This is a genomic window from Salmonella sp. SJTUF14076 (genome assembly GCF_015534835.1).
Lineage (GTDB): Bacteria > Pseudomonadota > Gammaproteobacteria > Enterobacterales > Enterobacteriaceae > Salmonella > Salmonella enterica.
Window position 1 is genome coordinate 1070961 of sequence record NZ_CP064674.1, and the last position, 13213, is coordinate 1084173.

Consider the following 13213-nt stretch of genomic DNA (forward strand, 5'->3'; position numbering starts at 1 on the left):
TTGTAAGAGTATCTTTTTGTGACGAAATGAACGCGCGTTGGAATGTAATTATTGGCTATAATAATAAAAAAATCGGATTTAAATCATCTCTGTGAGTTTTAATTATTTGTTTATAAGAATATAACGATTTTGAGTTCCTTATAGCACACAGGATAAAATATGGTATTGCCTTCAATGAATAAATCAGTTGAGGCCATTAGCAATAATCACCTTCAACAACCGAACAAATTTCCATTAATAAATGGATTAGCTGACGTAAGAGACTATTATGTCGCAAACTGCTTATTGTTTAAACTTAATAAAGGCAGTTTGCGAATTGAGAACGAATTTGGGGAGTTCATCGAACAATCTGCGCCGTGTTTATTTTTATTGGAAAAAGATCAAACAATCACGCTTAGTATGAGCGAAATAGAAGGACATATTGATTTTTCTTCACTGGAAGTTTCCTATGACTTAATGCAAAAATTCTACAAAGTTTTTTACAGTACAAGAAACTATAATGATCGAGAGCTATCATTAAAAACGAAACCAAAGTATTTTTTTCATGCGGACTTGTTGCCAGGGATGAGTGATACTTTTGACTCTATTTTGCATGGTGTGGCATGTCCACGGGTTTGTAGTAATGTGAGTATTGATGATCATGATTATTCATATTTCTCATTGATGTATCTTATATCGGCATTTGTACGTAAGCCCGGTGGGTTTGATTTCCTTGAGCGAGCAATAAAAATTACGACAAAAGAGAAAGTTTATAACATTATTATCAGCGATCTCACCCGCAAATGGTCACAGGCTGAGGTGGCAGGAAAGCTGTTTATGAGCGTATCAAGTCTGAAGCGAAAACTGGCCGCTGAAGAGGTGAGTTTTAGCAAAATATACCTGGATGCTCGTATGAATCAGGCTATAAAATTATTACGTATGGGGGCTGGAAATATTTCACAAGTCGCGACGATGTGTGGCTATGATACGCCTTCTTATTTTATCGCTATTTTTAAACGGCATTTTAAGATTACACCGCTTAGCTTTATGCGTACGATGAACCATTGATTTGTGAAATTATTTTAAACGTTACTATCTGTTTGCGTTACAGATACCAAATATTTTTTTAATCGTAGTGTATATTTCAGTATCGCTACACCAGTGATATATAGTTAATGAAAGGGAATCGAAAGCGTTCATTGTCAGACATACATGGCCACCAGGCGTCGGGCAATCGTTGTACTCTAAGAGATTACAGTAAAGTAAAACAGCAAATTTAATCATTATCAGATTTGTAAAAGGAATTCATTTCGGTAACGACATTGCGCATGTAATAACGTATCTGGTCTTATTACCTTTGTAGTAAGAAGGCGTTATCTACTTGCGCAGTAGTCGCCCAGGAAGAAAAATCATTACCGAAGCTGTGGTCAGTTTTCAAAAAAGGATAAATAAATGAGAAATGTAATTATATACGGTATTAACTGGACTAATTGTTATGCCCTTCAGTCTATTTTTAAGCAAAAATATCCGGAAAAGTGCGTTAAAACGTGTAACTCATTAACCGCACTTTTGCATTCTCTATCCGATATGCCGGACGCCGGGCTGATTTTAGCTTTGAACCCGCATGAGCATGTTTATCTTTTTCATGCGTTGCAGACGCGGTTGCAGAACCGTAAAGTTTTGGTAGTGGCAGATCGCTTGTATTATATCGATCGCTGTGTGCTGCAATATTTTGGCGTTATGGATTATGTTTTAAAAGACGAACTATCCTGCGCTATCCGCTCGGATCGAGAGAAGCTCCGTCTTCCGGAAGCCTGGCTGCGTTTCTGCCACAGGCCACAAAAGAAAACCGTGGCTGCTACGTATGCTTTTAATGCCGGCGAGACGCCGGAAGAGGTATTGTTTAATATCAATCAATACGCCTGGTGGAATCTACCTCCCGGCGTCACGCAGGCGAAATATGCGCTGCTGATATTATTATCCTCCGGACATCCGGCAATTGAACTGGCGAAAAAATTTGGTCTGGGAACAAAAACCGTCAGTATTTATCGTAAGAAGGTTATGTATCGTTTGGGGATGGACTCTTCACCGCTATCGCTGTTCCGGGGACTGAAACTAGACGCGCATTTACAGCGCACTGCTTTTGCACATAACCCTGGTGTACTTGACGATAATTGCGCCTTACCGATTGCAGTAGGAATGAATTAAACTATTTTTTATGTGACAATCATGCTCTTGTATTACGTGTAGTTATAGATTTATTTTTTGCTGGGATATTACAGATCTTGTGAGTAATAATCACATTATGCTGGGTTAGCCAAACTCTGAAAAAATTTCGAAACAGGAAAAACATGGGGAGTAAAGCAGCTCATCTTTACGCTTGTTGCAAAGAAATTTAAAGATAGCTGCTTACCATACTGACCAACAACAGATATAGGGTGGCGTTCTACTACAACTGCCGTATTTATTTTCTGAACGCAGCTTTTAACCTTGCGCCTCTGGTACGATTTCATTACGCCTGTCGCGCCATGTTGCGTAAATAAATGCCGCAATAAACACGATGGCAAATAATACCACGATGGTCGGCGCTGGCGCGCTATCAAGGTAAAAAGACAGATAGACGCCCGCAAAAGCGGTAATAACTGACAGACTCACCGCTAATCCCAGCGCGCGCGCAAAGCGTCGCGTCAGCAAAATGGCAATTGCGCCGGGGGCGATAAGTAGTGAGATTGACAGAATAATGCCCACCGATTTCAGCGTGGCGACGATAGTCAGCGCAATCATACATAGCAGGCCATAATGCAGTAGCGTGGTATTCAGCCCGCTGGCTTTCGCCTGGTGCGGGTCAAAAGCGTGTAGCAGGAGATCTTTCCATTTCAGCCCTATGATTAACGCAATACCCAGTGCAATAACCGACGTTTGTACGATATCCCCCAGCGATACGCCCAGCATATCCCCAAACAGGATGTGATCCAGATGCACTTCCGATTGAATAGAAACATAGAGCACCAGACCTGCGCCAAACATCCCGGAAAAGACGATGCCCATCACCGTATCACGTTTGATGCGGCTGTTATCGTCCAGATAGCCGGTCGCGATAGCGCAAAATAATCCGGCAATGAAAGCGCCAATCGCCAGGGGGATCCCCACAATATATGCCAGCACGACCCCGGGGAATACCGCATGACTCATTGCGTCGCCCATTAACGCCCAGCCTTTTAACACTAAAAACACGGACAGTAAGGCGCAGGGAATCGCCACAATGACCGAAACCATAAGGGCGTTCACCATAAAATCAAACTGAAAGGGTTCCAGTAACGTTGTTAAGAACATGTCGGCTCCTTCTGCAGGCGGGCGCGTCGACGGTTGGCTAACAGACCGTGTTTCGGGGCGAAAATAAAGGCTGTGATGAACAGTAAGGTTTGCATGACGACAATAATTCCACCAGTGGCGCCATCCAGCCAGTAGCTAAGCCATGCGCCCAGAAAACTGGTCAGGCTGCCAATCACGACGGCAATCATGAGCAGACGTGGAAAACGGTCGGTGAGTAACCAGGCCGTCGCGCCCGGCGTGACGACGAGACAGATCACCAGGAACGCCCCAACGGTTTGCAGGGCCGCCACGGTGGAGACGGACAATAGAGTGAAAAACAACAATTTTAGTCGACCCGGATTAAGTCCGATAGAACGCGCATGGGTCTCATCGAAAAAGACGACCATCAAATCTTTCCACTTTAACAGCAGAATCGTCAGCGAGACTGCGCCGATAATCGCCAGTTGCGCAATATCCGCTGGCGCGATCGCCAGCACGTTGCCGAGAATAATCGTCTGGATATTCACCGACATCGGATTGAGCGACACCATAAAAAGGCCGACGCCAAAAAAAGAGGAGAAGATAAGCCCGATAATCGCGTCTTCTTTCAGGCGTGAGCGTTGGTTAAGAAAGAGCATACTGCCTGCCGCCAGTCCGCCGGAAAGAAACGCGCCGAGCGAGAAGGGCAGCCCTAACATCCAGGCGCCAGCGACGCCAGGCACAATAGAGTGAGATAGCGCATCGCCAATGAGCGACCAGCCTTTGAGCATCAAATAGCAGGAGAGAAACGCGCACAGACCGCCCACCATCGCGGAGACCCACATCGCGTTGAGCATATACTGGTAGTCAAACGGCTCAACAAGCCAGTTCATGACGATTTTCCTCCGCTGGCCACGCGTCGGGAAATAAAGGGGCGCTCGTCATCGGTGATGATGTGCTCTTCACTTCCGCTTAGCGCGATATGACGTAGAACGCCGCTAAACGCCTGTTCCAGATTTGCGGCGGTAAACGTGGTTTCGGTAGGGCCGCTGGCCAGTACGGTTCCTTTAATCATTACCGTATAGTCGCAAAACTCGGTGACGGAGCCGAGATTATGCGTTGAGACCAGCATCGTGCGGCCTTCATCGCGCAGTTCCCGCAGTAGATCGATGATTCGCGCTTCGGTTTTTACATCCACGCCGGTAAAAGGTTCATCCAGCAGGATTACCTGTCCATCCTGAGCGATGGCCCTGGCAAGAAAAACACGTTTTTTCTGCCCGCCGGACAGCTCGCCAATCTGCCTGTGACGATACTCCTGCATATCTACCCGCGCCAGCGCGGCGTCAACACAGGCGTGATCATGCGCAGTGGGACGGCGTAGCCAGCCCATATGGCCGTAGCGTCCCATCATCACCACATCTTCTACCAGCACCGGAAATGACCAGTCCACTTCTTCTGATTGCGGAACATAAGCAATGAGGTTTTTTTTCAGCGCCTTGTTGACTGACTGTTGCAGGATAGTGATATCGCCCTGCGCAAGATGCACAAAGCCCATTAACGCTTTAAATAACGTAGACTTACCGGAACCATTTACGCCTACCAGCGCGGCGATTGAACCGCCAGGCACCTGAAAAGTGGCGTCCCGTAGGGCGGTATGACCGTTGCGATACGTCACCGTGACTTGATCAACGGTAATCGCAGATTGACTCATTGTTGACTCCTCAGTCCGTCGTTAATGCCGTTGACGATGGTTTCGGTCGTGACGCGCAGCAGATCCAGATAGGTTGGCACAGGGCCGTCAGCGGCGCTCAGAGAATCGACATACAGCACGCCGCCATAATGCGCGCCGGATTCACGCGCGACCTGACGGGCCGGTTTATCGGAAACCGTACTCTCGCTAAAGATGGCGGGAATACGGTGCTTTTTAATGGTATCAATCACTTTACGCACCTGTTTTGGCGTCCCCTGTTGATCGGCGTTAATTGGCCAGAGATAAAGCTCTTTCATGTCATTATCGCGCGCCAGGTAAGAGAACGCGCCTTCACTGGTGACCAGCCAGCGCTGATCGGCGGGAATTTTTTCCAGCTCGGCACGCAACGGATCGGCCATCTGGCGAATTTTCGCTTTATAGCGTTCGGCATTTTGCTTATAGATCTGCGCATTATCCGGATCGTACTTCACCAGGGCGTCGCGAATGTTATCGACATAAATCAGCGCGTTTTCTGCCGACATCCAGGCGTGCGGGTTCGGTTTACCGTTATACGGGCCTTCGGTAATGCCCATCGGTTTGACGCCGGTGGAGACGACGACTTCCGGTACGCCGGAAAGGTGCTGATAAAAGCGGGCGAACCATCGCTCCAGGTTCAGACCATTCGCGAGGATAAGCTGTGCCCCCTGCGCTCGTTTAATATCGCCGGGCGTTGGCTGATACTCATGGATTTCAGCGCCGGGTTTGGTAATCGAGCTGACTTCCGCTGCGTCGCCCGCCACGTTTTTCGCCATGTCGGCAATAACGGTAAACGTGGTGATGACTTTAAATTTCTCTTTTGCATAGGCTGGCGATAGCGCGAGTATCGCGACAATACCGGCAATCAGGAGTGTTTTCAGACGATGTAGATTCGTCATAGTATCCCTCGCAACAATGTGGTTAATTAATCATCGAATATAGCCTTTGCTATGTTATATAGCACAAGGTATGAATAAATGAAAATAATTCTTATTTGCGTAATGGCGATGATATGCAGTGATAGTGCTAAAGAGGGATAAGGTGTAAAATAAATACACCTTAATGTTCGGAGAGAGCACGATGCCTGGTAAACGTATCGCTCGTGAAAAACTGACGATCAAAAAAATGATCGTGCTGTATGAAAGCCAGTGCCCACAGGCGTCAGCGGTGCAGGGGCATTACGACGCGCTGTTCGCCTACGCGCAAAAACGTCTTGATAAGTGCGTATTTGGCGAGGAAAAACCCGCCTGTAAGCAGTGCCCGGTGCACTGCTATCAGCCGGCTAAACGCGAGGAGATGAAGCAGATTATGCGTTGGGCAGGTCCGCGAATGCTTTGGCGGCATCCTGTCCTGACCGTGCGGCACCTTATCGACGATAAGCGCCCCGTTCCGGAATTGCCGGAAAAATATCAGCGCAAGAAGTGAAGGGGAAGCGCCAGGCCTACGGCGCGCATCATCTCCTGGCCGGATCAGATCCGGCAACCCGTTACGCTAACGCGTCTTTATCAATACCCAATCGCTTCATACGCGACAGCAGGGTGGTTCGTTTAAGCCCCAGACGCTGCGCCGCGCCTTTTGGTCCAGCCACTACGCCATTGGTCTCTTTCAGCACGCGTATAATAAGCTGATATTCATCTTCGCCTTCTTTGGCGCTTTCAGTCGCAACAGGCGAGGTATCGGGCGTTACGGCGGTAATATCCGGCAGCGACAGTTGTAGCACATTGCCGCGCGTCAGCAGCACGGCGCGCTCGACGACATTCTCCAGCTCGCGAACGTTCCCCGGCCATTCCATGCTGCTGAGCGTGAGCAGCGTTTCGGCGGGAATGCTGTCGATATTACGCCCCATTCGGCGGGCGATTTTGAAAGTGAACGCTTTGACCAGTAGTGGAATATCTTCCGGACGTTCGCGCAACGGAGGAAGCTGGATCGGAAAAACATTCAGCCGATAGTAGAGATCGTTACGGAATTCGCGATCGGCGACCATTTTTTTCAGATCGCGGTTAGTCGCGGCGATCAGCCGCACGTCGGTCTGGATCAGTTTATTGCTGCCGAGACGTTCAAACTCTTGCTCCTGAAGGACGCGCAGTAGCTTAGGCTGTAGCTCCAGCGGCATGTCGCCCACTTCATCCAGAAACAGCGAGCTTTTATCCGCCAGCTCGAAACGGCCAATCCGCTGCGCGCTGGCGCCGGTAAACGCGCCGCGCTCATGACCAAACAAATCGCTTTCCAGCAGCCCCGCCGGCATCGCGGCGCAGTTCATCTTTACCATCCTGCGCCCGCTACGTCCGCTCAGGTTGTGAATGGCGCGGGCAATCAACTCTTTACCGGTTCCCGTTTCGCCCAGAATCAGCACGGTACTGTCGCTCTGCGCCACCATCTCAACCTGCTTTAGCACGTTGTACATCGCTTCGCTGCGCCCGATGATCTCGCCAAACTCGCTGTCGACGTTATTAAGCTGCTCCGTGAGCGCCAGGTTTTCGTCGACCAGGCGTTCCTTCAGACGGTGGATTTCCTGATAGGCCAGCGCATTATCCACGGCAATGGCTACCCGTTCGGCAATCTGACGCAGCAGCTTGAGGTTGGCGGTGGTAAACACTTTTTCTTCGCACTGGGCCAGTTTGAGCACGCCAAGCATCGTCTTGCCGGACATCAACGGCAGCAGGCAAAGCGTCTGGATCTGATTGCCCCAGGTATCGAACAGCATTCGTTCGTAGGGGGCAAGCGGATCGCGTTCGTTGAGGTTGATAAGCAGCATCTCTTTACTTTTAAAGACGCGCTCCGTGAGCGTGCCGGCTTCGTCGACTTCGCTCTGTTCGTGCGCCGGATGATGCTCATCAAGGTAGTGGGTGGAGTAGATATTCAGCTTATTTTTGCGATGGCTGCGCAACACGATGCTGATCGCGTCGATATTGAAATAGTGGTGGATCTCTTTTGCGACTTCGCTTACCAGCTCATCAATATCCAGACGCGACAGGACGGCGTTGGTGATCGCAACCAGAATACGGAAGTTATCGCGTTCGCGGCACAACAGATCATAATCGACGTTATTGTTTACCCGGTTTTGAATTTGCTCGGCGACCACGCCGACAATTTGGGTAAACGTATGCAGACGGTCATATTCCTTTTCACTCCAGGGGCGATCTTCCTGACGGATGAATTCGCAGCCGCCGAAAATACGGCCCTCCGCGGCTAAAGGAAGCAGACAGTAATGACCAAATTCAGGGTAGAGGCCGCTCGCGGCAAGCTGCGGCCAGGTTTCGGTAAACTCATGGAAATTACAGTGCAATGCATCGGGGCGAGAAAGGATGCGACGTACCGGGCCGTGCGCCAGTACGGTTTCATCTTCATATTCAACAGGACGGCCATTTTCTCGCGTCGCATAATATTGTGCGCGTTGCGACTGCGCCTGCCATAGCACAATGCCGGCGCTGTCGGCGAGCGCTGAACGCTTTACCAGTTGCGAAAGCGCTTCACTGAGCGACGCCAAATCGGGCTGCTGCAATAAGGTACGAGTGATATCGAACAAGCCTTGCTGTCCAAGATCGCTCATGGGTGTATACGACATGTTGCTTTTCCAGGAAAATACCGCAAAACGGTGCGAAAACGGTAAATGAATTATAGGTATAAGTCGTAAGTTATTGCCGGATGGCTGACCGCAAACTCGCTGGTCACACACTCCGTAGGCCTGATAAGCAAAGCGCCATCAGGCGTTCATGCAGCGTTAATGCCGGATCTCGCCGCAAATGCGTCTTATCCGGCCTACAGTATGCTGCCAACAGGCTGCTAGCATATACGAGGTAATGGTTCGGCGTGTGGCAAATCAAGGGTTCGCTTCACGCCATAGAGTCCGGCTAAGCGAACGCCTTTGCGTTCCACGACTTCGCCAATCAGTGCTGCATCACGTCCCAGCGGATGCGCGCGTAATGCCGCCAACGCCCGATCTGCGGCCTGCCGTTCAACGGCAATCACCAGTTTTCCTTCGTTGGCAAAGTTCAGAGCATCCAGCCCCAACAGCTCGCAGACGCCGCGCACGGCAGGTTTGAGCGGCAGTGCGGATTCGGACAATTCAATACCATAACCGCAGGACGCCGCAAACTCATGGGCGACCGCATTCACGCCGCCGCGCGTGGCGTCACGCAATGCCTTCACTCCGTCAATATGACGCAGCGTCTGAATAAGCGGCGTTAATACTGCGCAGTCGCTCGCCAGCTCGCCATCCAGTCCCAGTTGCTCACGCAGGTTGAGGATAGTGGCGCCGTGATCGCCAAGCGTACCGCTGACTAACAACACATCGCCAACGCTCAGCGTTTGCGCGCCCCAGTGAATATCGGCGGGAATCGCCCCCATGCCGGCAGTGTTGATAAACAATTTATCCGCCGCGCCGCGCTGCACAACTTTGGTGTCGCCGGTTACAATGGCGATACCCGCTTCCCGCGCGGTCGCCGCCATGCTATTGACCACGCTTTTTAACGTCTCCATCGGCAGCCCTTCTTCAAGGATAAAGCCGCAGGAGAGATAGCGGGGGATCGCGCCGCTCACCGCAACGTCGTTCGCCGTACCGCAAATCGCCAGTTTGCCGATATTGCCGCCGGGGAAAAAGAGCGGATCGATCACATAGCTATCGGTAGAAAACGCCAGACGGTCGCCCTCCGCCGTCAGTTGCGCCAGCTCCAGACGCGCCTGATCTTCTTGTTCCGCCAGCCACGGGTTGGCAAAGGCCTCCATAAACAGGCTATTAATCAACTGTTGCATAGCCTGGCCGCCGCTGCCGTGGGCGAGTTGTATATTGTTCAAACTTCACACTCCTGCTGACGATACTGATACCAGGCGGCGCATGCGCCTTCGGAAGAGACCATCAGCGCGCCGAACGCGGTCTCTGGATTACATGTTTTACCAAATAGCGGGCACTGATGCGGCTTGCATCTGCCGGTCAGCACTTCGCCGCAACGGGCGCGCGGATCGTCATAGACCTGCTGCGGCGCTGGGCGGAAATGCGCTTCGGCGTCAAAGCGCTGATACTCTGGCGTCAGGTGGACGCCGGAGGATTCAATCACGCCCAGGCCGCGCCACTCGCTGTCGCCATTAACGCAGAACACATCGGCGATGGCCTGCTGCGCCAGTATGTTTCCGGCATCCGGCACCACGCGACGGTATTGGTTTTCAACCTGGCTTAGGGCCGCTATTTTCTGCTCAACCAGCATGACCACGCCTTGCAGTAGATCAAGCGGTTCGAATCCAGCCACCACCAGCGGGCGATTAAAATCGGCGGCGATAAACTGATACGCCTCGGTGCCGATGACCATGCTGACGTGGCCTGGCGCAAGAAAGGCGTCAATGCCGTTGTCCGGCTGCTCCAGTAGGCTACGCAGCGTCGGGATCAGCGTAATGTGCTGGCAGAAAAAGTAGAAGTTTCGCACGTCACGCTGTTTTGCCTGCTGCAGCGTGATGGCGGTGGTCGGCATGGTGGTTTCAAAGCCCAGCCCGAAAAATACCACTTTGCGGGTCGGGTTATCCTGCGCCAGCTTCAGCGCGTCCATCGGAGAGTAAACAATACGGACATCCGCGCCGCGCGCTTTAGCCTGCAACAGAGAACCCTGTTTCCCCGGCACGCGCATGGCATCGCCAAAGGTGCAGAAAATCACCTCCGGATGGCTGGCGATTTCCACGCAACTGTCGATACGTCCCATCGGCAGCACGCAGACCGGACAACCGGGGCCGTGAATAAACTCCACGTTTTCGGGCAGTAACTGATCGAGACCAAATTTAAAAATCGCGTGGGTATGACCCCCGCAGACTTCCATAATGCGCAGCGGTTGTTCAGCAGTGTAAGGAAGAAGGGCGGCGCGTTCACGCAGGTGTTCAATGAGCTGCATTACCTGTTCCGGCGCACGGTACTCGTCAACAAAACGCATTATCTCTCCTCACCATACAGCAGTGCGCCGACGTCCGGCTCAACATCAAACATATTTTGTAGCGCGTCGAGCGTGTCGCGCGCTTCCGCTTCGTTAATGACGCTCATGGCGAATCCGACATGAACCAGCACCCACTGACCCAGACGCGGCTGACCGTTTTCATCACAACTGCCGACTAATGTGAGATCGACGTCGCGCTGAATGCCGCAGACGTCAACTTTTGCCTGATTGCCGTCAATGGCGCGGATTTGACCCGGCACGCCTATGCACATCGCTGCGCCTCCAGCCAGGCCAGCCACTGATCCATGCCTTCGCCGCTGGTGGCGGAAATCAGGATAATTTCAATCTCCGGGTTCACTTCACGCGCGCTGGCGATGCACTTCTCAACGTCAAAATTGAGGTAGGGTAGCAGATCGACTTTATTGAGCAGCATGAGCGACGCAGCGGCAAACATATGGGGATATTTCAGCGGCTTATCTTCACCTTCGGTCACGGAAAGCACTGCGACTTTATGCTTTTCGCCCAGATCGAAGCTGGCCGGGCAGACGAGATTACCGACGTTTTCGATAAACAGAATACCGTGGTCATCCAGCGGCAGGCGCGGCGCGGCGTCGGCGATCATTTGCGCGTCAAGATGGCAGCCTTTACCGGTGTTGACCTGAATGGCGGGCGTGCCGGTAGCGCGGATGCGGGCGGCGTCGTTCACTGTCTGCTGGTCGCCTTCAATCACCGCGCACGGTACACGGTCTTTCAATTTCATCAGCGTTTCGGTCAGCAGGGTGGTTTTACCTGACCCGGGACTGGACACCAGGTTGAGCACCAGTTGCTGGCGGGCGGCGAAACGGGCGCGGTTGCGCTCAGCCAGACGATTATTTTTGTCCAGCACGTCGATTTCAACCTCCAGCATCCGCCGCTGACTCATACCAGGCGCGTGGGTTCCGGCTTCGCCGTGGCCGTAATGCAGATCGCCTTCTGCGGTCTGACTTGGGGTAAAGTCAGGCGTTTTAATGCCGGTAATATTCAGCGCCGGGCGAGCCGCTGGGGCAAAGGGCGCGCTACGAAACGCTGAGTGCGGATTATGTTCATCGCCTTCTATATAAAGGTTGCCTTCAGCGCAACCGCAAGTCGTACACATCGCTTACTCCTGATCTTCTTCTTGTTACAGGCTTTCTGCCGGATGGCGACGCGAGCGTCTTATCCGGCATTAATCTTCAGTTTCATCAATCTCTATGCGCCGAATTTGTAAGCCGTCATCGGCCACAATTCGCAGCGTATCGCTATGACATTGCGGACAACGACGTACACGGTGGGTTAACAACGTGACATATTGTTGACAATGCTCACACCAGCATTCGGCTTCCTGTTCTTCGAGGTGCAGTTTACAACCTTCTGCTATCGTGCCGCGGCATACCAGATCAAAACAAAAGGAAAGAGCGCTGGTTTCCACGCAAGAAAATGCGCCAATTTTGATCCAGACGGCTGTCACACGTTTTGCACCGTATGCTGAAGCCTGTTGTTCAATCAATTCCAGTGCCCGTTGGCAGAGGGTGATTTCGTGCATATCGCCTCCCGTAGTGGTTGCCCCTGTAAAGCAATATTTATGCCAATATTTGTATCCCCTGGCAGGTCAATGTCGACAATGACGAAATGACATGTCGTCACCGCGTCGAAACGGCAGTAACTGTGCGCGTCTTCCATTAAAAACAATAAGTTAAAAATTGGCATGGAAAATGCTTAACGCAGGCATCTCTGTTAAACGGGTAACCTGACATGACTATTTGGGAAATAAGCGAAAAGGCCGATTACATCGCGCAACGGCATCGTCGCCTACAGGACCAGTGGCATATTTACTGCAACTCGCTGGTTCAGGGGATCACCCTCTCGAAAGCGCGCCTGCATCACGCAATGAGCTGCGCGCCGGAAAGGGATCTTTGCTTTGTCCTGTTTGAGCACTTTCGTATTTACGTCGCGTTGGCGGATGGTTTTAACAGCCACACCATTGAGTACTACGTTGAAACCAAAGATGGCGAAGATAAGCAATTGATTGCACAGGCGCAGCTCGATATCGACGGCAAGGTTGACGAACGGGTTAACAACCGCGATCGCGAGCAGGTGCTGGAGCACTATCTGGAAAAAATCGCCAGCGTTTACGACAGCCTCTATACCGCTGTAGAAACCAACTCGCCGGTTAATTTGCGGCAATTGGTAAAGGGACACAGCCCGGCGGTATAAGCCTGAGGTGTTGCCCGCTTTGATTCTCGATATGGCGTTGCGCCATGTCATGAATGTTTTGGGGATGGGCGTG

14 protein-coding genes are annotated in these 13213 nt (G+C 51.5%); 4 read left to right on the forward strand and 10 right to left on the reverse strand.

Annotation, left to right across the window (positions count from 1 at the left end; genetic code table 11):
• Window positions 1–159 precede the first annotated feature (159 nt).
• Together hilC and sprB are read left to right on the forward strand one after the other, a co-directional pair.
• Entirely contained in the window at window positions 160–1047 is an 888-nt protein-coding gene (gene hilC / locus HU143_RS05265) for an invasion transcriptional regulator HilC (RefSeq protein ID WP_000243998.1), read from the forward strand.
• Between the two features lie 384 nt (window positions 1048–1431).
• Window positions 1432–2187, forward strand: a complete 756-nt coding sequence (gene sprB, locus HU143_RS05270; RefSeq protein ID WP_001246666.1) for a transcriptional regulator SprB — start codon at window positions 1432–1434, stop codon at window positions 2185–2187.
• A gap of 276 nt (window positions 2188–2463) precedes the next feature.
• On the opposite strand, the gene sitD is transcribed toward sprB, so the two are convergent.
• The 4 genes from sitD to sitA are packed head-to-tail and all read right to left on the reverse strand — an operon-like array spanning window position 2464 to window position 5895.
• Window positions 2464–3312 (reverse strand): iron/manganese ABC transporter permease subunit SitD, encoded by an 849-nt coding sequence (gene sitD, locus HU143_RS05275; protein WP_000480208.1) that lies wholly within the window; start codon window positions 3310–3312, stop codon window positions 2464–2466.
• Window positions 3303–4163, reverse strand: a complete 861-nt coding sequence (sitC, locus tag HU143_RS05280; RefSeq protein WP_023227555.1) for an iron/manganese ABC transporter permease subunit SitC — start codon at window positions 4161–4163, stop codon at window positions 3303–3305. Before sitC ends, sitD begins: the two co-directional genes overlap by 10 nt.
• Window positions 4160–4981 carry an iron/manganese ABC transporter ATP-binding protein SitB gene (sitB, locus tag HU143_RS05285; RefSeq protein WP_023227554.1) on the reverse strand — a complete coding sequence of 274 codons (822 nt, stop codon included), beginning with the start codon at window positions 4979–4981 and terminating at the stop codon, window positions 4160–4162. The genes sitC and sitB overlap by 4 nt, the downstream gene beginning before the upstream one ends.
• Complete coding sequence (sitA, locus tag HU143_RS05290; RefSeq protein WP_064441661.1) at window positions 4978–5895, reverse strand: iron/manganese ABC transporter substrate-binding protein SitA; 918 nt, start codon at window positions 5893–5895, stop codon at window positions 4978–4980. Before sitA ends, sitB begins: the two co-directional genes overlap by 4 nt.
• A gap of 181 nt (window positions 5896–6076) precedes the next feature.
• Between sitA and HU143_RS05295 the strand changes: the two genes are divergently transcribed.
• Window positions 6077–6421, forward strand: a complete 345-nt coding sequence (locus HU143_RS05295; protein WP_023227553.1) for a nitrous oxide-stimulated promoter family protein — start codon at window positions 6077–6079, stop codon at window positions 6419–6421.
• Between the two features lie 61 nt (window positions 6422–6482).
• On the opposite strand, the gene flhA is transcribed toward HU143_RS05295, so the two are convergent.
• The 6 genes from flhA to hypA form a co-directional block, all read right to left on the reverse strand.
• A complete protein-coding gene (gene flhA, locus HU143_RS05300; protein WP_064441663.1) occupies window positions 6483–8561 on the reverse strand; it encodes a formate hydrogenlyase transcriptional activator FlhA in 2079 nt (692 codons plus the stop codon).
• Window positions 8562–8779: 218 nt separating this feature from the next.
• Complete coding sequence (gene hypE / locus HU143_RS05305; RefSeq protein WP_001059959.1) at window positions 8780–9790, reverse strand: hydrogenase expression/formation protein HypE; 1011 nt, start codon at window positions 9788–9790, stop codon at window positions 8780–8782.
• Window positions 9787–10908 (reverse strand): hydrogenase formation protein HypD, encoded by a 1122-nt coding sequence (gene hypD, locus HU143_RS05310; RefSeq protein ID WP_023227552.1) that lies wholly within the window; start codon window positions 10906–10908, stop codon window positions 9787–9789. Before hypD ends, hypE begins: the two co-directional genes overlap by 4 nt.
• Complete coding sequence (hypC, locus tag HU143_RS05315; protein ID WP_000334871.1) at window positions 10908–11180, reverse strand: hydrogenase 3 maturation protein HypC; 273 nt, start codon at window positions 11178–11180, stop codon at window positions 10908–10910. Before hypC ends, hypD begins: the two co-directional genes overlap by 1 nt.
• Window positions 11171–12043 carry a hydrogenase nickel incorporation protein HypB gene (gene hypB, locus HU143_RS05320; RefSeq protein WP_000337646.1) on the reverse strand — a complete coding sequence of 291 codons (873 nt, stop codon included), beginning with the start codon at window positions 12041–12043 and terminating at the stop codon, window positions 11171–11173. The genes hypC and hypB overlap by 10 nt, the downstream gene beginning before the upstream one ends.
• 69 nt (window positions 12044–12112) lie before the next feature.
• Complete coding sequence (gene hypA, locus HU143_RS05325) at window positions 12113–12469, reverse strand: hydrogenase maturation nickel metallochaperone HypA (protein WP_000544461.1); 357 nt, start codon at window positions 12467–12469, stop codon at window positions 12113–12115.
• A gap of 209 nt (window positions 12470–12678) precedes the next feature.
• Here hypA and hycA point away from each other — a divergent pair, with 209 nt between their 5' ends.
• Window positions 12679–13140, forward strand: a complete 462-nt coding sequence (gene hycA / locus HU143_RS05330; RefSeq protein WP_000158074.1) for a formate hydrogenlyase regulator HycA — start codon at window positions 12679–12681, stop codon at window positions 13138–13140.
• Window positions 13141–13213 lie beyond the last annotated feature (73 nt).